20 protein-coding genes are annotated in these 21642 nt (G+C 61.9%); 10 read left to right on the top strand and 10 right to left on the bottom strand.

What is annotated here, in order from left to right:
• Positions 1-14 precede the first annotated feature (14 nt).
• Genes nagA through GAL_RS03090 form a run of 4 tightly spaced genes read right to left on the bottom strand, consistent with a single transcriptional unit; the run spans position 15 to position 3882 of the window.
• Positions 15-1175, bottom strand: a complete 1161-nt coding sequence (nagA, locus tag GAL_RS03105) for an N-acetylglucosamine-6-phosphate deacetylase (RefSeq protein WP_024096134.1) — start codon at positions 1173-1175, stop codon at positions 15-17.
• Complete coding sequence (locus GAL_RS03100; RefSeq protein WP_024096133.1) at positions 1172-2200, bottom strand: SIS domain-containing protein; 1029 nt, start codon at positions 2198-2200, stop codon at positions 1172-1174. Before GAL_RS03100 ends, nagA begins: the two co-directional genes overlap by 4 nt.
• A 24-nt stretch (positions 2201-2224) precedes the next feature.
• A complete protein-coding gene (locus GAL_RS03095) occupies positions 2225-2983 on the bottom strand; it encodes a GntR family transcriptional regulator (protein WP_024096132.1) in 759 nt (252 codons plus the stop codon).
• On the bottom strand, positions 2980-3882 hold the full coding sequence (locus GAL_RS03090; protein WP_024096131.1) for a BadF/BadG/BcrA/BcrD ATPase family protein: 903 nt from the start codon (positions 3880-3882) through the stop codon (positions 2980-2982). Before GAL_RS03090 ends, GAL_RS03095 begins: the two co-directional genes overlap by 4 nt.
• Before the next feature lie 177 nt (positions 3883-4059).
• On the opposite strand from GAL_RS03090, the gene GAL_RS03085 reads away from it, so the two are divergent.
• From GAL_RS03085 to eda, 10 genes are all read left to right on the top strand, one after another.
• A complete protein-coding gene (locus GAL_RS03085; RefSeq protein WP_024096130.1) occupies positions 4060-5001 on the top strand; it encodes an N-acetylmuramic acid 6-phosphate etherase in 942 nt (313 codons plus the stop codon).
• Positions 5002-5078: 77 nt separating this feature from the next.
• Positions 5079-6332: an ABC transporter substrate-binding protein gene (locus GAL_RS03080; RefSeq protein ID WP_024096129.1), complete on the top strand. Its 1254-nt coding sequence runs from the start codon at positions 5079-5081 to the stop codon at positions 6330-6332.
• A 92-nt stretch (positions 6333-6424) separates the two neighbouring features.
• Entirely contained in the window at positions 6425-7351 is a 927-nt protein-coding gene (locus tag GAL_RS03075; RefSeq protein ID WP_024096128.1) for a carbohydrate ABC transporter permease, read from the top strand.
• 10 nt (positions 7352-7361) lie between these two features.
• A complete protein-coding gene (locus GAL_RS03070; RefSeq protein ID WP_024096127.1) occupies positions 7362-8201 on the top strand; it encodes a carbohydrate ABC transporter permease in 840 nt (279 codons plus the stop codon).
• Positions 8202-8343: 142 nt separating this feature from the next.
• Positions 8344-9423, top strand: coding sequence for a Gfo/Idh/MocA family protein (locus GAL_RS03065; protein WP_024096126.1), 1080 nt, complete (start codon positions 8344-8346; stop codon positions 9421-9423).
• 26 nt (positions 9424-9449) lie between these two features.
• Positions 9450-10445 (top strand): ABC transporter ATP-binding protein, encoded by a 996-nt coding sequence (locus tag GAL_RS03060; RefSeq protein WP_024096125.1) that lies wholly within the window; start codon positions 9450-9452, stop codon positions 10443-10445.
• Between the two features lie 193 nt (positions 10446-10638).
• Entirely contained in the window at positions 10639-12255 is a 1617-nt protein-coding gene (gene pgi / locus GAL_RS03055) for a glucose-6-phosphate isomerase (protein WP_024096124.1), read from the top strand.
• A 44-nt stretch (positions 12256-12299) separates the two neighbouring features.
• Positions 12300-13760, top strand: a complete 1461-nt coding sequence (gene zwf / locus GAL_RS03050; protein WP_024096123.1) for a glucose-6-phosphate dehydrogenase — start codon at positions 12300-12302, stop codon at positions 13758-13760.
• Between the two features lie 71 nt (positions 13761-13831).
• Positions 13832-15655 carry a phosphogluconate dehydratase gene (gene edd / locus GAL_RS03045; RefSeq protein ID WP_024096122.1) on the top strand — a complete coding sequence of 608 codons (1824 nt, stop codon included), beginning with the start codon at positions 13832-13834 and terminating at the stop codon, positions 15653-15655.
• 3 nt (positions 15656-15658) lie between these two features.
• The gene (gene eda, locus GAL_RS03040; RefSeq protein ID WP_024096121.1) at positions 15659-16306 is read left to right on the top strand and encodes a bifunctional 4-hydroxy-2-oxoglutarate aldolase/2-dehydro-3-deoxy-phosphogluconate aldolase; all 648 of its coding nucleotides are present in this window, start codon (positions 15659-15661) and stop codon (positions 16304-16306) included.
• 89 nt (positions 16307-16395) lie between these two features.
• Here eda and GAL_RS03035 read toward each other — a convergent pair whose 3' ends face one another.
• The 6 genes from GAL_RS03035 to GAL_RS03010 all read right to left on the bottom strand — a co-directional run bounded on the left by GAL_RS03035 (position 16396) and on the right by GAL_RS03010 (position 21584).
• On the bottom strand, positions 16396-16788 hold the full coding sequence (locus GAL_RS03035) for a GFA family protein (RefSeq protein ID WP_024096120.1): 393 nt from the start codon (positions 16786-16788) through the stop codon (positions 16396-16398).
• Positions 16789-16934: 146 nt separating this feature from the next.
• Entirely contained in the window at positions 16935-17906 is a 972-nt protein-coding gene (locus tag GAL_RS03030) for a carbohydrate kinase family protein (protein ID WP_024096119.1), read from the bottom strand.
• Complete coding sequence (locus GAL_RS03025) at positions 17903-18547, bottom strand: nucleoside/nucleotide kinase family protein (RefSeq protein WP_024096118.1); 645 nt, start codon at positions 18545-18547, stop codon at positions 17903-17905. Before GAL_RS03025 ends, GAL_RS03030 begins: the two co-directional genes overlap by 4 nt.
• Positions 18544-19320: an ATP-binding cassette domain-containing protein gene (locus GAL_RS03020; RefSeq protein WP_040104214.1), complete on the bottom strand. Its 777-nt coding sequence runs from the start codon at positions 19318-19320 to the stop codon at positions 18544-18546. The genes GAL_RS03025 and GAL_RS03020 overlap by 4 nt, the downstream gene beginning before the upstream one ends.
• Positions 19320-20381, bottom strand: a complete 1062-nt coding sequence (locus GAL_RS03015; RefSeq protein ID WP_024096116.1) for an ABC transporter permease — start codon at positions 20379-20381, stop codon at positions 19320-19322. The genes GAL_RS03020 and GAL_RS03015 overlap by 1 nt, the downstream gene beginning before the upstream one ends.
• A 186-nt stretch (positions 20382-20567) precedes the next feature.
• A complete protein-coding gene (locus GAL_RS03010) occupies positions 20568-21584 on the bottom strand; it encodes a sugar ABC transporter substrate-binding protein (RefSeq protein WP_024096115.1) in 1017 nt (338 codons plus the stop codon).
• Positions 21585-21642 lie beyond the last annotated feature (58 nt).

Genomic DNA, 21642 nt, shown 5'->3' with positions numbered 1-21642 from the left:
ACCCGCGCAATCAGCTACAGTGCCAGCCCACCCTGCCAAACCTGCTGCAGCTCCAGCGCGTCGTTCAGATGCAGCACGTCAGCGCGCGCGCCGGGTTGCAGACGTCCCAGATCGGATCGCCCAATCAGGTCCGCAGGCCGGGTGGAGGCCATCTCCAGCGCCGTCTCCAGCGGGACATCACAACCCTCAACCAGGATCTGCACAGCCGTTGCCAGCTCCAGATGCGCGCCCGCAAGGGTACCATCAGCCAGGGTCAGACGGTTGTTATCACGGCGAATTTCGCGGCCATTTAGTGTAAACCGGTCAATGTCTGAGCCTCCGGTGGCCATGGAATCGCTGACCAGAAACACCTGGCCCGGCCCTGTCTTTGCAGCAAGCGCTGCCCGTATCGACGCCCGGTGCACATGGACGCCATCAGCAATCAGCCCGGCGGACAGCCCACCAAGATCAAGCGCCGCGCCGACAACACCGGGTTCACGGTTTCCCAGCTGGCTCTGGGCGTTGAACAGATGGGTGACACAGCGCGCGCCCGCCGCAACCGCCGCCACGCAATCGGCATGGCTGGCATCAGTGTGGCCCAGCGACACCAGAACACCCGCCTCGCTCAACCGCCGGATCTGCGCCGGGGTCGCCGCCTCGCAGGCCAGGGTCACCTTCAGCACCGGCAACCGGCTGGCCGCTGCGCACAACCTCTCCAGATCGGTTTCGCTCATCTGGCGTATCAGCGACGCATCATGCGCACCCTTGCGCGAGACCGCCAGATGTGGCCCCTCCAGATGCAACCCGACGATGCCCGAAACACCAGCAGCAATCGCCTCGACAGTCGCTTCAATCGCGCGGGCAACGAAATTCGGTGTATCAGTGATCAGCGTTGGCAGGATCGAGGTCGCACCAATCCGCGCGTGTGCTGCAGCGATGACCTGCAATTGCTCAAGCTCTGGGACGTCATTGAACATGACGCCACCGCCGCCGTTGACCTGCAGATCGACAAACCCGGCGGTCAGGATACCGCCATCTAGTGCTGTAACCTCGGCCCCCTCGGGTAGTTTACCCACCGGCAGGACCGCCACGATCTGATCGCCGCGCAGCACCAGCGCGCTGTCGTCTTCCCAACCCACCGGGGTCAGGATCCGCGCGCCAGTCAGCGCGCGCAGCGGATGCTCATCTTCGATCATACGGTTTCCGTCACTTTCTTCAGGTGGCGCGGTGCATCAGGATCAATCCCGCGCGAGGCAGCAAAGGCTTCGACCATCGCATAGAAGGACACAATCAGGCTGATCGGATCGGTCAACGCATGATCCGTGCGGACATGATCCACCCGGCGCGCCGCTGTGACCTTATCCGTGGTGGCAAAAACCTGCGCGCCCTTGGCAGCGATCTGATCAGCAATCCCCGCCAGCGCGCCCTCGGCCGCATCTGCCGCTGCAAAGCCCAGCACCGGGAACCCCTCTTCCACAATAGACACTGGCCCATGCAAGACCTCCGCCGAGGAGTAACTCTCCGCATGCAACTGGCAGGTTTCCTTGAATTTCAGCGCCGCCTCATTGGACACCGCCAAAGCCTGCCCCCGTCCCAATGTGAACAGAGATGACCGCGCGCCGATGGCGTCGCGCACCTCGGGCCAGTCAATCCGGCAGGCGCGGTCCAATTGCTCCGGCAGCGCGTGCAGCGCTGCAAGAACCGCCTGATTGCGATCCCATTTGGCCAGCAGCCACAACCCCGCGACAGCCGAAGTCACAAAGGTCTTTGTCGCCGCCACGCTCAGCTCTGGTCCGGCGTGAATGTCCAGCGTATGATTCGCCGCCGCCGCCAGCGGCGAGGCCGCATCATTGGTCAACGCAACCGACAGCGCGCCATCATTGCGCGCACTGTCCGCCATCGACACGATGTCCGGGCTTTTACCGGACTGCGACACGGCGAGGCTCAGCGCGCCCTTCAGACGTAGTGGTGCCTTGTAGATTGAGGCCACCGACGGCCCGACTGAGGCAACAGGCACCCCCAGCATGATCTCACTGGCGTATTTCAGATAGGTACAAACATGGTCGGACGAACCGCGCGCAACAGTCACCATGACGTTGGGGTCAAGGGTGCGCGCCGCATCCGCGACGGCCTCAATCTCTGCGCCGCCATGGCTCAGCAGCCGGTCCACAGCGGTCGGGATCTCGTCGATCTCGCGACGCATTTTGGTGATATTAGTCATGGTCCCCTCCTCAGGGTCGCCAGGTTAGGTCGTCCCGAGCCGCAGCTCGGCGACAAAATCATAGGCATCGCCGCGATAGATCGAGCGGGTGAACTCCACCACGCGCCGGTTGCGCAAATACGATGTTCGCACGATGCTCAGGCCAGCCATCCCAGGCTCGACCCCCAGCATCTGCGCCTCTTGTTCGGGCAGGTTGATCGCCGATATCCGCTGCAAAGCCCGCACCGGACGGCTACCGGATTGCTCCAAGACCTCGTAAAGCGAGCCTCGCACAGCCTGCGGATTGGGCAGGATGTCCACCGGCAGGGACGCGCGTTCGATCGCCATCGGGCGCCCATTGGCCCGGCGCAGACGCGCGATCCGGGCGACCGCCTCCCCAGAGGTCAGCGCCAGGGCCATCACCTCTTCCGGTGACGGCGTGTGAATGCCGCGTTCCAGCCATTCGACACTGGTGTCATACCCGCGCCGCTCCATATCTTCGGTAAAGGAGGTCAGCTGCGACAGCGATTGCTCGACCTTGGGCGTGCCATCCCCCACAAAACTGCCCGAGCCCTGCCGCTGTACGATAATGCCGCGATCGACCAGATCCTGCATCGCACGGCGTACGGTGACCCGCGACAGGCCGGTGAGTGTTGCAATCTCCCGCTCCGCAGGCAGCGGCGCGCTTTTGGGTAGGAGCCCGGTTTCAATGCCATCTTCAATGCGCTGGCGCAGCCGCACGTAGCGGGGCCCGGCCGCATCCTCCAGCCAGGCGGCCGGCGTCAGGAATTCCTCAACCGTCATACCACCTCCTGCGCGATTTCGCGGGCAAATCGGCGTGCCAACTCTAGCGCGCCATCCAGTGGTGAACCTTCCGCTTCCCGCAGATAATCCGCTACATCCGCAGGCAGATAGGCGGCGTATTGCGCGGCGACACCCCCGATATGGTAAACAGGTTCCTCAGGCCGACGCCCCAGCGCCTGCAACCCGTTGCACAGATACTCAGCGCCCTCCACCATCAGCCGCTGACCCGCTTTATCACCTTCCATCGCAGCCTTGGCCACGCGTGGCGCATAGGCGCCAAAGGCCACCGGTCGCGCGGTCTGGGCAAACCGGACAATCTTCGCCGTCTCATTGGAAAAATCACGCAAACAGCTGCGCAGAAGCGGCGTCATCGGTTCGATCCCTTCGGCCGCCTGCAACGTCAATTGCAACACACGCCGCCCCAGCCAACCGCCTGAAGCCTCATCCCCCAGGACCGTACCATGGCCACCAATAAGCGTAACCTGACCGGCCACCTGACGCCCGAGGAACGACCCGGTGCCAACCCCGATGAGGCTGGCGGTCTCCTCTCCCATTGCGCCGACAACAGCGGGCATGCGGTCATCTTCCACCCGGACATGCGCCTGTGGCAGGGCCTCCGCGACCCGCGCGGCAGACTCACAATCAATAACGCCGGCCAATCCGGCATAGACCGGTATCTGAGAAAACACCTCATCGGTCAGACCCGACTGCCGCTGCAAATCCGCCAATCCGGCGCTCAGAGTCTCAACCGCCTGATCCGGCGCTGTATAGACATTGGCACTACCACCCGTCACCACCAACTGCTGCGGCGGTGTCGCCCCTGATTTCAGTAGGGCAAAGCGGCAAGAGGTTCCCCCTCCATCCACGGCGATCAGATATGGAAAGCGCGAGTCGGTCATGCAATACCTATAAGATACCTTTCATTCAAAATAAAGACCTCTCTAACAGCAATGTCGTGATACTGCGAGGTAATCGGCGGAATTCGCTGCAAAAATCATATGTACAAATTAAATGGTAGACAAGTGGTATTGTATAGGTATTAAATACTTCTCATTCACCTGAGGGGGAGGAATCACATGGGATCGAGGAGCGATAACGCACCCAAGACCGCCACATCTGCACGGGCTGACACACAGCCCACGGCGCAGACAGAGACATTACACCCCCGTGCTCAGGGATTGGATCTGCGCGCCGATGCGGAGATTCTCGATACGCTGCTGGACGGTCAACTGCGCGCATTGGAAGCTGTTGCCAGCGCCCGTCCGTCCATCTCGGCCGGTGCGGCCCTGCTCACCAACAGCCTGCACAACGGTGGCCATCTGCACTACGCGGCCGCAGGGTCTTCTGCGCTGATGGCACTGGCTGATGGTGCAGAGTTGCCCGGCACCTTCGGCATCAGCGCCGATCAGATTTCCGTTCATATGGCTGGCGGAATCCCTGCCGATGGGCGCATGCCCGGCCATACCGAAGACGACACTGCGGCAGGCGCCAGAGCCGCCGCCACTGTGTGCGCAAATGATGTGGTCATCGCCCTGTCTGCCAGCGGCAGCACCCCATTTCCGTTGGGCTTTGCCCAGACAGCGCAGGCTGCAGGCGCCAAGGTGATCGCCGTTGCCAACAATGCTGACACACCGCTTCTGAACCTGGCCGATGTCGCGATCTGCCTGCCGACCCCGGCAGAGGTCATTGCAGGATCGACCCGCATGGGGGCCGGCACCGCACAGAAGGCCGCCTTGAATATGATGTCCACGCTGGCCGGCATCCGCATGGGGCATGTGATGGATGGCATGATGGTCAATCTCATCGCCGACAATGCCAAGCTGCGCCAACGCGCCGTCCGCATCGTCTGCACACTGACCGATCAGAACGCCGAAGACGCCGCCAAAGCGCTGGATCAGACAGGCGGAGCGGTAAAGCCGGCCATTCTGCTCTTGCAGGGCGCCGCCTCACCCACCGCGGCAGAAACCCTGCTGCGCCACAACAAGGACAACCTGCGAGCCGCGCTCGCACAGGTGTAACGGTCGGCCATGCGCCACCCAAGAGGTCACCAAGACCCTGAACACAAATACCAAACATGCAAACTGGGAGATACTGAATGACACGGAAACTCTTTACCCTCGCGCTGCTCGGCTCGACCGTGATCGGCGGCGCCGCAGCTGCTGAAGATGTAACGCTGACCATTGAGAGCTGGCGCAACGATGACCTCGCCCTCTGGCAGGACAAGATCATTCCCGCCTTTGAAGCGGCCAACCCTGGCATCAAACTGAAATTCACCCCCTCCGCCCCGGCTGAATACAATGCCGTTCTGAACTCCAAACTGGATGCGGGCAGCGCCGGTGACTTGATCACATGCCGCCCCTTTGACGCCTCGCTTGGTCTTTATGACAAGGGCCAGTTGGCCGATCTCTCAGATCTGGACGCCATGGGCAGCTTCTCCGATGTCGCTAAATCCGCCTGGCAGACCGATGACGGTTCCGCCACCTTCTGCGTTCCGATTGCTTCGGTGATCCACGGCTTCATCTACAACAAAGACGCCTTTGCCGAGCTGGGTGTGAATGTACCCGAAACCGAAGATGAGTTCTTTGCGGCGCTGGAAAAGATCAAGGAAGACGGCAACTACGTTCCTCTGGCCATGGGCACCAACGACCAGTGGGAAGCCGCTACCATGGGCTATAACAACATTGGTCCGAACTACTGGAAAGGTGAGGAAGGCCGTCTTGCCTTGATCGCAGGCGAGCAGAAACTGACCGACGATCAGTGGGTTGCCCCCTATGAGACCCTATCGAAGTGGGGCGCTTACATGGGCGACGGCTATGAGGCGCAAACCTATCCCGACAGCCAGAACATCTTCACCCTGGGCCGCGCCGCGATCTATCCTGCCGGTAGCTGGGAAATCTCTGGCTTCAACACTCAGGCTGATTTTGAAATGGGCGCGTTCAAACCGCCAGTCAAAGCCGCAGGCGACACCTGCTACATCTCGGATCACACCGACATCGCCGTGGGCCTGAACGCCGCCTCCCCCAATGCCGAGGCTGCCAAAACCTTCCTGAACTGGGTCGGCTCGGCTGAGTTCGCGGCAATCTATGCCAATGCGCTGCCGGGCTTCTTCTCGCTGTCGAACCATGAGGTCGCAATGGAGGATCCGCTGGCACAGGAGTTCGTCTCCTGGCGTGGCGAGTGTGAGAGCACCATCCGCTCCACCTACCAGATCCTGTCGCGCGGCACGCCCAACCTCGAAAACGAGACATGGGGTGCATCCGTCGCCGCGATCAAAGGTACCAAGGCAGCTGCCGATCTCGGTGCAGAACTGCAAGAGGGTCTGGCCAGTTGGTACGCGCCGCAAAAGTAAGCGCGCCGCCAGCTGCTTCAGCTGACTGACCTAACACTCAGGCGTCCGGGCGGCCCCATGCGGCCCGGACCCGCCGACAGATGGGACACATCATGCAAAACACCCCTCATAAACCGCGCAGACGCTGGCATATCGCCGTTTTCCTCGCACCCGCTGTGCTGGTCTACACCGCCATCATGATTTTCCCGCTGTTCAATACCCTGCGGCTTGCGCTCTACAGCGAGAGCGACCAGATCCGCCAGTTTGTGGGCCTTGCGAATTTCGAGACCCTGTTCTCCAATCCCAACTGGTCCGAACAATTCTGGAACGCGCTTGGCAATAACTTCTGGTTTTTCTTTGTGCATATGCTGGTGCAGAATCCCATCGGGGTGGCACTGGCGGCGATCCTCAGTCATCCCCGGCTCCGGTTTGCTGCGCTCTATCGCACCGCGATCTTTGTGCCCACGATCCTCAGCTTTGTGATCGTTGGCTTTGCCTGGAAACTGATCCTCTCCCCCATCTGGGGCATCACACCGGATCTATTGGACGCCATCGGCCTGAAGTGGCTGTTCGCCCCCTGGCTGGGCAAGGAAGACTACGCCCTGACCACGCTGGCGCTGATCTCTGTCTGGCAGTTTGTCGGCATCCCGATGATGCTAATTTATGCCGCCCTGCTGTCGATCCCGGAAGAGGTGATCGAGGCGGGCGAGGTTGACGGCATTACCGGCATGTCCGCCTTCTGGAAGATCAAACTGCCGCTGATCCTGCCCTCCATCGGGATTATCTCAATCCTGACATTTGTGGGTAACTTCAACGCCTTCGACTTGATCTACACCACTCAGGGCGCGCTCGCTGGGCCAGATTTCTCCACCGACATTCTCGGCACTTTCATGTATCGCACTTTCTTCGGATTTCAGCTGCAATTGGGCGATCCGCATATGGGCTCCGCCATTGCCACCGCCATGTTTGCGATCATCCTGATTGGTGTGTGTATCTATCTGTTCGGCATCCAGACCCGTCTGCGCCGCTACCAGTTCTGAGGATCCGACGATGCATAAATCCCGTTCAAATCCGCTCAACAGTCTCCTCGCCCACGGCGCGCTGATCACCTACACGCTGATCGCTTTGTTTCCGGTCTTCGTCATTCTGGTGAACAGCTTCAAAACCCGCAAAGCCATCTTTCGCGACCCGCTGGGTCTGCCCACATCGGACACGTTTTCGATGGTCGGCTATCAGACCGTTCTGAAACAGGGGGATTTCTTCCTCTATTTCCAGAACTCGATGATTGTAACCGTGGTGTCATTGGCGTTGGTGCTGCTGTTTGGCGCCATGGCCGCCTTTGCCCTCGCGGAGTACCGGTTCAAGGGCAATATGCTGCTTGGCCTGTACCTTGCCCTTGGCATTATGATCCCGATCCGCATCGGCACCGTCGCCATTCTGGAACTGATGGTGGACACCGGCCTGGTGAACACGCTGACTGCACTGATCCTCGTCTATACCGCGCAAGGGCTACCGTTGGCGGTGTTCATCCTGTCGGAATTCATGAAACAGGTGAGCGATGATCTGAAAAACGCCGGCCGCATCGACGGGTTGTCGGAATACACCATCTTCTTCCGACTGGTCTTGCCGCTGGTGCGTCCAGCCATGGCCACGGTCGCTGTTTTCAACATGATCCCGATCTGGAACGACCTCTGGTTCCCGCTGATCCTGGCCCCAGCCGAGGAAACCAAGACGCTGACCTTGGGCAGCCAAGTCTTCATCGGCCAATTCGTCACCGACTGGAACGCGGTGCTCTCGGCGCTGTCCATGGCGATCCTACCGGTGATGGTGCTCTATGTGATTTTCTCACGCCAGCTTATCCGCGGCATCACCTCCGGGGCAGTGAAATGATGCTACCACTCAACCCACCCCCCTGCCCGGCTGCAATGCCGGGCCGCGCCGGACCAGCCCCCCAAGATGGCAGACCTCTGTCATCTCTTGGTCCGGCGCACTCAACCGCCGTGCAGCTCAACAATCATTCAGGAGGCTGCCAATGACCCGCGTTCTGATTGCAGGCCTCGGCAATATGGGATTGTCCCATGCTTTGGCCCATCACCATGATGACTCCGCGCAGATCGTCGGACTGGTCAATCGCACCGGTGCAGCGGCGCAGGAACCGTTGCGGGATTATCCGGTCTTTTCCGATTTTTACGAAGCTCTCGCCGCGACCACCCCTGATCTGGTGGTGATCGCCACCTATTCCGACAGCCACGCCACCTATGCCATCGCCGCGATGGAGGCCGGCGCGCATGTGTTTGTCGAAAAGCCGCTGGCCACCACCGTAGCTGACGCCCGCGCCGTGACCGACACCGCCCGCCGCCTGGGGCGCAAGCTGATGGTGGGCTATATCCTGCGCCACCACCCAAGCTGGCAGCGCCTGATTGCTGAGGCCCGCGATCTCGGCCCACCGTATGTGTTCCGCATGAATCTCAACCAGCAGTCAGACGGCCCCACATGGGACACCCACAAGGCTCTGATGCTAACCACCTCTCCGATCGTGGATTGCGGCGTGCATTACGTCGATGTCATGTGCCAGATCACCGATGCCACGCCCCAGCGCGTCCACGGCATCGGCCTGCGCCTGTCGGAGGAAATCGCCGAGGATATGTATAACTACGGCCAGTTTCAGGTGAGTTTCTCCGACGGCTCCGTCGGCTGGTACGAGGCCGGTTGGGGGCCGATGATGTCCGAAACCGCGTATTTCGTGAAAGACGTGGTGTCGCCCAATGGCTCCGTCTCGATCACCGAAACCGACAAGAGCGGCTCGGACGATGTGGATGGCCATACCGCCGTTGGCAGCCTGATCGTGCATCGCAGCGCGCAAGGCATCCCCGACCGCCATATCGACCTGCCCGATGAACCGGACCATAACGCCCTCTGCGCTGCCGAACAGGCCCATATGCTGCGCGTCATCGCCGAGGACATCGACATGGGTCGGCATATGAAGGACGCCGTTGCCTCGCTGGCGATCTGCCTTGCCGCCGACCAGAGCATCCGCAGCGGCGCGCCTGTCGATCTGACATCTGACCTGGCAGAGGCTGAGGCCACAGCGCCCGCCTCTCCCTCCCCCTGACCCCGAAGACCTGAAGGACACCCGTCATGACCGCCCTACAGCTTACCAATGTCTGCAAATCATTCGGCCCGGTCGAGGTTCTGAAAGACATCAACCTCACTGTTGAAGATGGCGAATTCGTGGTCTTCGTCGGCCCCTCGGGCTGCGGCAAATCCACCCTGCTGCGGGTCATCTCCGGGCTGGAGGATGCCACAGGCGGCGAAATCACCATCGGTGGACAGACCGTCACCACCACGCCCCCCGCCAAGCGCGGCATTGCCATGGTGTTCCAGTCCTATGCGCTCTATCCGCATCTCACCGTGCGCGAAAACATGGCGCTGGCCCTGAAACAGGAACGCCAGTCCAAAGAAGAAATCAACGCCCGCGTCGCCGAAGCCAGCCGCATGTTGTCGCTGGAAGACTATCTAGACCGCCGCCCCTCGGAACTCTCCGGCGGGCAACGCCAGCGCGTCGCCATTGGCCGCGCTGTGGTGCGTGAGCCGAAGCTGTTCCTGTTTGACGAACCGCTCTCCAATCTGGATGCCGCCCTGCGCATGAACACACGGCTGGAAATCGCCCGGCTGCACCGGCAGCTGTCAGCCAGCATGATCTACGTGACCCACGACCAGATCGAGGCGATGACCCTCGCCGATAAAATCGTGGTGCTGCGCGATGGCCGGATCGAACAGGTCGGCACGCCGATGGAACTCTACAACAACCCCGCCAACCGCTTTGTGGCGGAATTCATCGGCGCACCTGCGATGAACTTTGTTCCGGCGCAGCGCCTGGGTGGCAGCAGCGGCCAATTCATTGGCATTCGCCCGGAATACGCGCGCATCAGTCCCGACGGCCCCCTCGCGGGGGAAGTGATTCACGTGGAAAAGCTCGGCGGCGACACCAATATCCTCGTCGATATGGGCGAAGACCTCACCTTTACTGCACGTCTCTTTGGTCAGCATGACACCAATGTGGGTGAGATCCTGCAGTTTGATTTCAACCCGGCCAACTGTCTCACCTTCGATGCGAACGGTCAGCGCATCTGATCCAAAAGCGTACATCAGGCCGCTCGATTTCCCGGTCCCCGTCCGATTGTGACCATTTGGGACAAATCAGGCGGCCTGCTATATTAGGGCGTTACAAATGTTCATGTTAGCGCTAACTAGGCGTCAGCGGTGCTCTTGAGTGATTCGCAACTCAACGTTCACAATGGGGCAGGAACAACCGAGGGAGACCACGATGACGCAGACCTGGCAACTTCTGGCACAACACCGGGCACGGACTGCCGATACCACGCTGCTCTCGCTCTTTGACGCGCCTGACCGGTTTCAGCGTTTCTCTGCCGAAACCGACAGCCTGCTCTTGGATTATTCCAAAACCGCACTCGACGCCACCGCGCTCTCGCTGCTGGAGCGCCTCACCGCCGAGGCGGGCCTCGCGGATCGCATCAGCCAGATGTTCCGTGGCGAGAAGATCAACACCACCGAAAACCGCGCTGTACTGCACACTGCCCTGCGGGCCCAGTCTGACACGCCAATCCTGGTCGACGACGAGGACATCCTGCCGCCCGTGCGTCAGACGCTGCAACAGATGGAGAGCTTCGCCGAGGCACTGCGCGATGGCACCCTACGCTCCAGCACCGGGGCAAAATTCACCGATGTGATCAACATTGGCATTGGCGGTTCCGACCTTGGCCCGGCTATGGCGACGCTGGCGCTCGCCCCGTACCATGACGGACCGCGCTGCCATTTTGTGTCCAACGTCGATGGCGCCCATATTGCCGACACGCTGACGGGACTGGACCCGCAGACCACATTGGTCATCATCGCGTCCAAGACTTTCACCACCATTGAGACCATGACCAACGCCCGCACCGCGCTGGACTGGCTGCGCGCCGCAGTGGGGGAAAATACCTCCGCCCATCTGGCCGCCGTCTCCACCGCGCAGGACAAAACCGCCGCCTTTGGCATTGCCCCCGAACGGGTCTTCGGCTTTGCCGACTGGGTGGGCGGGCGCTACTCGCTCTGGGGGCCGGTGGGGCTGCCGATCATGATCGCCATTGGGGCGGAGAATTTCCGTCAGTTCCTGTCCGGTGCCGCTGCGATGGATACGCATTTCCGCACCGCGTCCTTCCGCGAGAACCTGCCGGTTATGCTCGCCATGACCGGCATCTGGCACCACAATATCTGCGGCTACGACAGCCGCGCCATCCTGCCTTACGACCAGCGTCTGGCCCGCTTCCCCGCCTATCTCCAGCAGCTGGATATGGAAAGCAACGGCAAGAGCGTTGCCCTCGACGGCAGCCCCCTGCCCCGCGCCTCAGGCCCGGTTGTCTGGGGTGAACCCGGCACCAACGGCCAGCACGCTTTCTACCAGCTGCTGCATCAGGGTACCCGCGTGGTGCCTGCCGAATTCCTCATCGCCGCCAAGGCCCATGAAGAGGATCTGACCCACCACCATCAATTGCTGGTCTCCAACTGCCTCGCCCAGTCCGAGGCGCTGATGCTGGGCCGCTCGCACACAGACGCCCGCGCCATCGCCGCCAAACGCGGCTTTACCGGCGAGGTCTTGGAACAGATGGCAGGGCACCTGTCCTTTGCTGGCAATCGCCCCTCTGTGACCCTCGCCTATCCGAAACTGACGCCCTTTGTGCTCGGTCAGCTGATTGCGCTTTATGAACACCGCGTCCTTGTAGAAGGGGTGATCTGGGGGCTGAATTCCTTTGATCAATGGGGCGTCGAACTGGGCAAGGAGCTGGCCGTCAGCTTGCTGCCGCTGGTCGATGGCTCCGCCCCGCCCGAGGCTTATGAGGCCAAAGACGGCTCCACTCGAGGCCTGCTGTCTAAACTCACCTGATCCGCCCGCCGCCCTTCCGCCCCTCAGCTGACAGAGAAAAAGCCATGGTATCCCGCGTCATTCCCGTCCAGTCCTTTGATCTCGTGCTGTTTGGTGCGACTGGGGACCTCGCCCGCCGCAAGATCCTGCCCAGCCTGTTCCACCGCTTCCAGATCGGCCAATTCTCGGACGATTGCCGCATCATCGGCACCTCGCGCAGCGAAATGGATCGCAAGGGGTTTCAGGAGATGGTCGCCGACGCCATCCGCACCTATGGCCAGCCGGGCGAGACCAGCGACGATGAAATCGCAGCCTTCGTGGATCTGCTGCACTACACCGCCGTAGACGCGCGCGGCGACAACGGCTGGCAGGCGCTTGGCGCTCTGCTGCGCGACGATGCCATCCGCGCCTTCTACCTTTCCGTCGGGCCGAGCCTGTTCCCTGATATCGCCGGGCGTCTGCGCTCCACTGGGATCGCCACCCCCGACAGCCGCATTGTTCTGGAAAAACCCTTCGGCCATGATCTGGCTTCGGCACAGGCGCTGAATGCTGCCCTGCGCGCGAATTTCGAAGAACATCAGATCTACCGGATCGACCACTATCTGGGCAAAGAGACCGTCCAGAACCTGATGGCGCTGCGCTTTGCCAATTCGCTGTTTGAACCCTTGTGGAATTCCTCGCACATCGACCATGTTCAGATCACCGTCGCCGAGAGCATCGGCGTCAAGGGGCGCGGCGAATACTACGACAAATCCGGCGCCATGCGCGATATGGTCCAGAACCACCTGATGCAGCTCCTGTGCCTCACCGCGATGGAGCCCCCCGCCCGCTTCACCCCCAACGCCGTGCGCGACGAGAAGGTCAAGGTGATCGAGGCGCTGAACCCCGTCGCCCCGGACCAGATCGCCCGTGGCCAGTATCGCGGCCCGGAGGGAGAGGCCTACCGCGACCATGCAGGCAATCCTGCCAGCACCACCGAAAGCTTCATCGCGATGAAGGTGGAGGTTGCCAATTGGCGATGGGCCGGCACGCCATTTTACCTGCGCACCGGCAAATGCCTGCGCGCCCGCGAGTCGGAAATCGCTGTGTTCTTCCGCGACCCGCCGCACAACATCTTTGCAGAGGACACCGGCACCGGCGGCATCAAGGGCAACGTGCTGGTCATTCGACTGCAACCGGATGAGGGCATCACCCTGCGCACCACGATCAAGGATCCCGGTCCCGGCGGCATGCGCCTCACCGGCGCCAATCTCGACATGACCTTCGCCGACAGCCTGCCTGAGGCCGGACGCCCTCAGGATGCCTATGAACGGCTGATCATGGATGTGATCCGGGGCAACCAGACGCTGTTCATGCGCGGTGATGAGGTGGAGGCGGCCTGGGCCTGGGCCGATCCGATCATCGCAGGCTGGACCGACAACAGCAACAACACCCCGCAACCCTATGATCCCGGCAGCTCCGGGCCAGAGGATGCACTGCTGCTGATGCACCGCGACAACCGACGCTGGCGCGGCATCGGCTCCTGAGCCTCCCGCTCTCGCCCCGCCACGATCCGACACGACCAAACCGGCACCTGACTGACTGAAAGAGGCACCTGATGCGTTTGAACCAAACAGTCCGCGACGTCACAGACCGAATTATCGCCCGCAGCGCCAAACCCCGCGCTGCCTATCTGGCCCGGATGCGCGCCGCCAAGGGCAAAGGCCCCGCCCGTGCCCATCTCTCGTGCAGCGGTCAGGCGCACGCCTATGCTGCCACCGGTGAGGATCAGATGCCCCTCGCCGAAGGCACCGCCGGGCACCTCGGCATCGTGACCGCCTATAACGACATGCTCTCGGCGCATCAGCCGTTTGAAACCTACCCGCAACGGATCCGCGACGCGGTGCGCCGCGTTGGCGGCACGGCGCAGGTTGCAGGCGGCGTACCGGCCATGTGCGATGGCGTCACCCAGGGCGAGGCGGGGATGGAGCTTAGCCTGTTCTCCCGCGACACCATCGCCATGGCCACCGGCATCGCCCTCAGCCACAATGTCTTTGATGCCAGTGTCTATCTCGGTGTCTGCGACAAGATCGTGCCGGGTCTGGTCATCGGCGCGCAGGTCTTTGGCCATCTGCCCGCAGTGTTTCTGCCCGCCGGTCCGATGACCTCCGGCATTTCCAACGACGACAAGGCCAAGGTCCGCCAGAAATTCGCCGCCGGTGAAATCGGGCGCGACGAGCTGCTGAAATCGGAGATGGCCGCCTATCACGGCCCCGGCACCTGCACCTTTTATGGCACCGCCAATACCAACCAGATGCTGATGGAGTTCATGGGCCTACACCTGCCCGGCTCCTCCTTCGTCAACCCCGGCACCGATATGCGTGCTGCCCTCACGGAGGAAGGCGCCCGCCGCGCCCTCGCCCTCAGCGCGCTTGGCAATGACTACACGCCGGTCTGCGATATTCTGGATGAACGCGCCTATGTGAATGGCATCGTCGGGCTGATGACGACCGGTGGCTCCACCAATCTACTGATCCACCTGATCGCCATGGCACGCGCTGGCGGCATCATTCTGGACTGGCAGGATTTCTCTGACCTCTCAGACGTGGTCCCGCTACTGGCGCGGGTTTATCCCAACGGTCTGGCCGATGTGAACCACTTCCACGCCGCAGGTGGTCTGGGTTATGTGATCTCCCAGTTGCTGAATTCCGGCCATCTGCATCCCGACACCAAGACCGTCGCAGGCAGCGGGCTAGAGGGCTACACCGCCGAACCCTTCCTCAGCGATGAAGGGCTGGTGTGGAAACCCGGCGCTGCCGAGACCCTCAACGACAAGATCATTCGCCCGGCAAGCGATCCCTTCCAGCCCACCGGCGGGCTTTCCCGCCTGTCCGGCAATCTTGGCACCGGGGTGATGAAAATCTCCGCCGTTGCGCCCGAACATCGCGTGGTCGAAGCCCCGGCCCGTGTCTTCCACGACCAGGAGGAGGCCAAGGCCGCCTTCAAGGCCGGGGAACTGGACAAGGGCGACGTTGTGATCGTCGTCCGCTTCCAGGGGCCGAAGGCCAACGGCATGCCGGAGCTGCATTCGATGACGCCCTTCCTCGGCATCATGCAGGGGCGCGGTCAGAAGGTGGCGCTGGTCACCGATGGCCGCATGTCCGGCGCCTCGGGCAAGATCCCCTCCGCCATCCATGTGGTGCCGGAAGCACTCGATGGCGGCGCAATTGCCCAGATACGCGACGGCGATATCGTCCGGGTCGACGCCCTCACCGGCGCGCTGGAGGTTCTGAGCGAAGGGTTTGATGCCCGCGAGCCAGTGGTCGCCGACCTCTCCGCCTATCAGCATGGCACCGGCCGCGAGATGTTCGCGCTGTTCCGCAATGCCGTCACCTCTGCCGACACCGGCGCCACCGTATTCTCGACCCTGATCGGAGACTGACCCATGGCCATCACCCCACAAGACGCCAGCACCCGTGCCCGCGAAATCTGCCAACTCGCCCCCATCGTGCCGGTGCTGGTTGTCCATGACGTCGCCCACGCCTGCCCGCTGGCAGAAGCCCTGGTCGCCGGTGGCCTGCCTGCGCTGGAGGTCACCCTACGCACCCCCGCTGCGCTGGATGTGATCGCCGAGATGGCTAAGGTCAAAGGCGGCGTTGTTGGTGCCGGTACGCTGGTCACGCCGGAGGATGTCACCCGTGCCGTCGCCGCCGGAGCGCAGTTCGGCGTCTCCCCCGGTGCCACGGACACTCTGCTGGACGCGGCAGAAGCCGCTGGCCTGCCGATGCTGCCGGGTGCTGCCACCGCCTCTGAAGCGATGCGCCTGCTCGCGCGCGGCTATGACATGCTGAAATTCTTCCCGGCTGAGGCCTCAGGCGGCGCGCCCGCGCTCAAATCCATCGGCGCCCCGCTGCCACAGATCAGCTTCTGCCCGACCGGCGGCGTCAGCCCGGACAATGCAAACAGCTACCTGTCGCTCTCCAACGTGGTCTGCGCCGGCGGCAGCTGGGTGGCCCCGGCGAAACTGGTTGAGGCAGGTGACTGGGACGGCATCCGCGACCTCGCCCGCGCCGCCAGCCAACTGCCACGCTGATCGCAAAGCTCTGACAGAGACAAACCCGCAGCCCTGTGCAAACGGCGCTGCGGGACGGCCACCGCTATACGCCGCTCAAAGCAGGCGGATCAGGCCGGATGACCGCTGGATTTTGGCGCATCGTCGCAAATCTCATACCAGCCGGGCTTCTCCGACACGAACTCATGAAACCGGTTTCTCGTCGAAATCTCACTGTCCAGCGCATTTGCAGCAATCGGGAAACTGTCCTCCTCTGACAGGATTTCACCAAGCGAGCTGCCGCAGATCCTACAGAAACATCTTCCGTATTTATACGGCGCGCCCGGCTGGTACAGGGCTACCTGATCCCTGCCCGCGACCCAGGTCAGATCTTCCCGTTTCACAAAAACGATGGTGCTCGCCCCCGCCTTTCGGCAGCGCGAACAATGACACGTGCCCATCATCGTTGGCTCCGCCTTCAGTCGGAATTTGACCGCGCCGCAGCAACAGCTCCCGTCAATCATCACATCAATCCTTCACTGCACAATTTGCAGGAACAATACATGAACATTTAAGTTCAGACAATCCCAAACGCAACGCCCCACACCGGCGCTCGCAGCGAGGTGGCACCTCAACAAATCTGGCATTGATGGGGATTGGACCGGGCCCCCTAGCCCTCCAGCTCACCCCGCCAGGGCGGATTTGCACCGGGGCGGGACACCGTGACCGCCGCCGCCCGCGCACCATATCCCAGACAGGCGCGCAGCTCTTCGGGATCCATCTCACCGCGGGCCGCATCCTCCAGCACGCCAGCTTCGGTTGCGGCGGCCATAAACCCTGCATTGAACGTATCGCCAGCCCCAACTGTATCCGCGACCACCGCCACCTGTGCAGGCACTTCGACGGTGGGGCCGGAGCGCAGGAACCCCTTGGCGCCCTTGCTGCCCAATGTCAGGATCACCAGCCCCGGTCCCATCCCCGTCTCCCCGGCCAGGACCTGGCGGATTTTCTCCTCAAGCGGTGCGTTACCGGGATAGATCCAGTGCAGATCCTCGTCCGAGACTTTGACAATCCCGGCCCCCGCCACCATCGCTGCCAAGCGGCTGCGATAGGCCGCCTCATCCTTGGCAAACCCGGCCCGCACATTAGGGTCGATCATGATGATCCGGCGTCCCCGTTCGCGTGCCGCCAGCGCTGCATAGGCTTCTGCCGCAGCACCATTGCACAGGGAAATCCCACCAAAGAACAACGCCTCCACATCCTCGGACAGCTCCGGCAACCGGTCAGGATGCAGGCTGGCCCCGGCGGAATTCTCGTCAAAGAAGTGATACTCCGCATGACCGTCACGCAGATGCACAAAGGCCAGCGTGGAGGGCTGATCGGATCGTTCGGCAAACCCGTGATCCACATCTGACGCCGTCAGCGCCGCCGCCAGTTGCTGGCCAAAAAGATCGCGCGACAGGCCGGTGAACAGGCCGGTTTTCTGCCCCAGCCGTCCCAGCGCAATCGCCGTATTAAACACCGCGCCACCGCAATGGGGCACGAACCCGGTCCGCGCATCAGCGCCATCCACCACCGGCACAGCCCCGGCAACCGGCGCCGGGATCATGTCGATCAGCGCCTCTCCACAACATAGGATCATTCTGTCTTACCTCTCCAGATCACATCCACAGGCAGCGAGGCGGCGGCCACACGATCTGCATTGGCCAGGTCGTTGCCCTCCGCCCGTGCCGCTGCCTCCGCGTCGCTCAAACCATAGGCCTGCCAGCGCGCCACAAGGCGCTCCCGCAATATGTCGCGTGGGACATCGACCCGCACCGACAAGTCCCAAAGCGCTGCCAGATCGCGCCAGCCCGCCGCGTCAAACATCAGATAATTGCCCTCGACCACCGCAACCTCAACACCGGCATCCACCCGTGCGGCACCAGCGATTGCAATGTCCCGCGCGCGATCGAATTCGGGGTAGATCACCTCTTCGTCCGCCGCCATCGCCGCTATCAGACGCTGAAATCCCGCCTGATCAAAGCTCTCCGGCGCGCCTTTCCTATCAAGCAGGTCCATCTCCGACAGCAGCCGATTATCCAGATGAAACCCATCCATCGGCACCACCGCAGCTGACGACCCCTGCGCACAGAGCGCCCGCACCAGCAGCTCCGCGAGAGTGGATTTGCCACTGCCCGGCGCGCCTGCAAGCGCCACCAGACGCCGCGCCCGACCGGGCCGACATGACAGCGCCTCAATGGCAGTGACCAGATCCGCCAGTGATGTCACGTCCTGCGTCATGCCGCCGTCAGATCCTCGGACGGCACCTGCGCGCCGGTCATATAGGCCACCGCATCCGACATGCTGTGCTGTTTGGGATCAATCACGCAGAGCCGCTTACCCAGCCGGTGCACATGAATGCGATCCGCAACCTCAAACACATGCGGCATATTGTGGCTGATCAGGATGATCGGAATACCGCGCGATTTCACATCCTGGATCAGCTCCAGCACCCGGCGGCTCTCCTTCACGCCCAGCGCCGCCGTCGGCTCGTCCAGGATGATCACCTTGGAGCCAAAAGCCGCCGCCCGCGCAACGGCCACGCCCTGACGCTGACCACCCGACAGGGTTTCCACCGCCTGATTGATGTTCTGGATCGTCGCCAAGCCCAGCTCATTCAACTTGTCACGGGCGATCTGTTCCATGCGGGCGCGATCCAGCTGCCGCAGCAGATTGCCCCGCCAGCCGGGTTTGCGCAGCTCGCGCCCCATGAACATATTGTCGGCGATCGACAGAGCAGGCGACATTGCAAGCGTCTGATAAACCGTCTCAATCCCCTCTTTGCGTGCATCAATCGGCGACTGGAACGCCACCTTGCGCCCCTCCAGCCAGACCTCCCCCGCATCGGGGATCACCGCGCCGGAAATCGCCTTGATCAGCGAGGATTTTCCGGCCCCATTGTCACCGATCACCGCAAGGATCTCTCCCGGCATCAGATCAAAATCGCAATGGTCCAGCGCGGTCACACGCCCGTAACGCTTCACCAGACCGCGGGCTTTCAAAATAGGTTCCATCAGACAGACACCTTTCTGATCCATTGATCCACGGCCACCGCCGCAATGATGAGGAGGCCAATCAGCAGATAGGTCCACTGGGCATCCGCCCCCAGAAGGCGCAGCCCAAGGGTAAAGACCCCGACAATTAGCGCGCCAAAAAATGTGCCAAGGATCGACCCGCGCCCGCCAAACAGTGAGATCCCGCCGATCACCACCGCCGTGATGCTCTCGATATTCGCGAGTTGTCCGGAGGTGGGCGACACCGATCCAATCCGCCCGATCATCGCCCACCCAGCAAAGGCGCAGATCAGCCCCGACAGCATATAGACTGAGATCAGAACTCGCGTGACCTTCACCCCCGACAGCTCCGCCGCCTCCGGGTCATCGCCAACCGCATAGACATGCCGCCCCCAAGCCGTGTGACGCAGCACATAGGCCAGCAGAACCACCAGTATGACCATGAAGATCACGCCGTAGGTGAACACCGCGCCGCCAATTTTGATCTTCTCGCCAAACAGCTGCAACAGCGGCGCCTCGGCAGCGATGGTCTGGCTGCGGATGGTCTCATTGGCGGAATAGAGGAAATTTGTCGCCAGCACGATCTGCCACATGCCCAGCGTCACGATGAACGGCGGCAGTTTCATCCGCGCCACCAGCCAGCCGTTGATAAATCCGCAAAGCGTGCCGCAGATCAACCCGCAGGCCACCGCCGCTTCAACCGGCAGCCCGTAGCGAAAGGTGAATTGCCCCATCACCACCGAACTCAGCACCATGATAGCCCCCACGGACAGATCGATGCCTGCGGTCAGGATCACCAGAGACTGCGCACAGGCTACAATGCCGACAATGCCCACCTGTTGCAGGATCAGCGTCAGCGCAAAGGGGGAGAAGAATTTGCTCCCCAGCAGCAGCCCGAACATGATCACCGACAGCACCAGCACAATCAGTGGCACCAGCGATGGCGTCACATGCAGAAGATGCTGCAATCGGCTGATAAAGGAGGCCTCTCCCTGGTCAAAATCCGCAACGGCCTCGGGGCTGCCGCTGGCCGCCGCTTCATAGCTTTGGGGCGTGGTCATAACTCTCTCCGTAAAATCCGGCGTCCGGCGGGGCACAGGCCCCGCAACCAGAACGCAACAGCGAAACAGATCCGCAGCGGTGCAGAGGGGGCGATGTTTCCACCGCCCCCATGGCTCGACTTGGTGGTCAGCGTCCGATGACGCTGCTCAAGTTCTGTTCGGCCTGCCTCTATGAGGTCTGTGGGATCAACCCCAGCAGAGATTGGTCCCTTCAGCAGTGTCGATACTGTCGACACCTTCTGCGGGCTTATCGGTCACCAGTGCCACACCGGTATCAAAGAACGCCTTGCCCGGTGTCGGTGCTGGTTTTTCTCCAGTACTGGCCCAGGCGCTGATCGCCTCGATCCCCTTGGAGGCCATCAGCAGCGGATATTGCTGCGAGGTCGCCCCAATGACGCCATCCTTGATGTTCTGCACACCAGGGCAGCCGCCATCGACAGAGACAATCAACACATCATTCTCACGCCCGATGGATTTCAGCGCCTCATATGCGCCAGCCGCAGCAGGTTCATTGATGGTGTAAACCACGTTGATCATCGGATCCTTGGCCAGAAGGTTCTCCATCGCGCGACGGCCACCTTCTTCATTGCCTGCGGTGATGTCATTGCCGACAATGCGCGGATCCGTCTCGTCGCCCCATTTATTTGGGTCGCCCAGATCAATGCCAAAGCCCTGCAAGAACCCCTGATCGCGCAGCACGCCCACGGTGGGCTGGCTCACCGCCAGATCCAGCATGGCGATCTTCGCATTGGCCGCCTCATCGCCCAGGCTCGCCGCCGCCCATTTGCCAATCAGCTCACCGGCCAGGAAATTATCGGTGGCAAAGGTCGCATCAGCAGAGTCAATCGGCTCCAGCGGGGTATCCAGAGCAATCACCACCAGACCAGCGTCGCGCGCCTGCTGCACCGCCGGTACAATTGACGAGGTGTCGGAGGCGGTCAGCAGAATACCCTTGGCCCCATCGGCGATACAGGTCTCAATCGCCGCCACCTGGGTTTCATGGTCGCCATCCACCTTCCCGGCAAAGCTCTTGAGCGTCATGCCCAGCTCTGCCGCCTTGGCCTCGGCGCCCTCTTTCATCTTGACGAAAAACGGATTGGTGTCGGTCTTGGTAATCAGGCAGGCCGTGACGCCCTCCGCCGCAAAGGCGCTGCCAGACATGGCCGCAAATCCAAGCGCGGTTCCCAATAGCAATTTCTTCATGATGTCCTCCCTCAGCATCATAACGCACAAACAAAAACAGGACGGGCCAGCCGTCGTG

Source organism: Phaeobacter gallaeciensis DSM 26640, from assembly GCF_000511385.1.
Taxonomy (GTDB): domain Bacteria; phylum Pseudomonadota; class Alphaproteobacteria; order Rhodobacterales; family Rhodobacteraceae; genus Phaeobacter; species Phaeobacter gallaeciensis.
Note: the sequence above shows the minus strand (reverse complement) of the source record. Positions and strands in the feature narration are given on the sequence as shown.

What these genes read in the sequence shown, in the direction of transcription:
- nagA (WP_024096134.1), bottom strand. Translation starts at nt 1,175, where the DNA reads ATGATCGAAGATGAGCATCCGCTGCGCGCGCTGACTGGCGCGCGGATC.
- GAL_RS03100 (WP_024096133.1), bottom strand. Translation starts at nt 2,200, where the DNA reads ATGACTAATATCACCAAAATGCGTCGCGAGATCGACGAGATCCCGACC.
- GAL_RS03095 (WP_024096132.1), bottom strand. Translation starts at nt 2,983, where the DNA reads ATGACGGTTGAGGAATTCCTGACGCCGGCCGCCTGGCTGGAGGATGCG.
- GAL_RS03090 (WP_024096131.1), bottom strand. Translation starts at nt 3,882, where the DNA reads ATGACCGACTCGCGCTTTCCATATCTGATCGCCGTGGATGGAGGGGGA.
- GAL_RS03085 (WP_024096130.1), top strand. Translation starts at nt 4,060, where the DNA reads ATGGGATCGAGGAGCGATAACGCACCCAAGACCGCCACATCTGCACGG.
- GAL_RS03080 (WP_024096129.1), top strand. Translation starts at nt 5,079, where the DNA reads ATGACACGGAAACTCTTTACCCTCGCGCTGCTCGGCTCGACCGTGATC.
- GAL_RS03075 (WP_024096128.1), top strand. Translation starts at nt 6,425, where the DNA reads ATGCAAAACACCCCTCATAAACCGCGCAGACGCTGGCATATCGCCGTT.
- GAL_RS03070 (WP_024096127.1), top strand. Translation starts at nt 7,362, where the DNA reads ATGCATAAATCCCGTTCAAATCCGCTCAACAGTCTCCTCGCCCACGGC.
- GAL_RS03065 (WP_024096126.1), top strand. Translation starts at nt 8,344, where the DNA reads ATGACCCGCGTTCTGATTGCAGGCCTCGGCAATATGGGATTGTCCCAT.
- GAL_RS03060 (WP_024096125.1), top strand. Translation starts at nt 9,450, where the DNA reads ATGACCGCCCTACAGCTTACCAATGTCTGCAAATCATTCGGCCCGGTC.
- pgi (WP_024096124.1), top strand. Translation starts at nt 10,639, where the DNA reads ATGACGCAGACCTGGCAACTTCTGGCACAACACCGGGCACGGACTGCC.
- zwf (WP_024096123.1), top strand. Translation starts at nt 12,300, where the DNA reads ATGGTATCCCGCGTCATTCCCGTCCAGTCCTTTGATCTCGTGCTGTTT.
- edd (WP_024096122.1), top strand. Translation starts at nt 13,832, where the DNA reads ATGCGTTTGAACCAAACAGTCCGCGACGTCACAGACCGAATTATCGCC.
- eda (WP_024096121.1), top strand. Translation starts at nt 15,659, where the DNA reads ATGGCCATCACCCCACAAGACGCCAGCACCCGTGCCCGCGAAATCTGC.
- GAL_RS03035 (WP_024096120.1), bottom strand. Translation starts at nt 16,788, where the DNA reads ATGATTGACGGGAGCTGTTGCTGCGGCGCGGTCAAATTCCGACTGAAG.
- GAL_RS03030 (WP_024096119.1), bottom strand. Translation starts at nt 17,906, where the DNA reads ATGATCCTATGTTGTGGAGAGGCGCTGATCGACATGATCCCGGCGCCG.
- GAL_RS03025 (WP_024096118.1), bottom strand. Translation starts at nt 18,547, where the DNA reads ATGACGCAGGACGTGACATCACTGGCGGATCTGGTCACTGCCATTGAG.
- GAL_RS03020 (WP_040104214.1), bottom strand. Translation starts at nt 19,320, where the DNA reads ATGGAACCTATTTTGAAAGCCCGCGGTCTGGTGAAGCGTTACGGGCGT.
- GAL_RS03015 (WP_024096116.1), bottom strand. Translation starts at nt 20,381, where the DNA reads ATGACCACGCCCCAAAGCTATGAAGCGGCGGCCAGCGGCAGCCCCGAG.
- GAL_RS03010 (WP_024096115.1), bottom strand. Translation starts at nt 21,584, where the DNA reads ATGAAGAAATTGCTATTGGGAACCGCGCTTGGATTTGCGGCCATGTCT.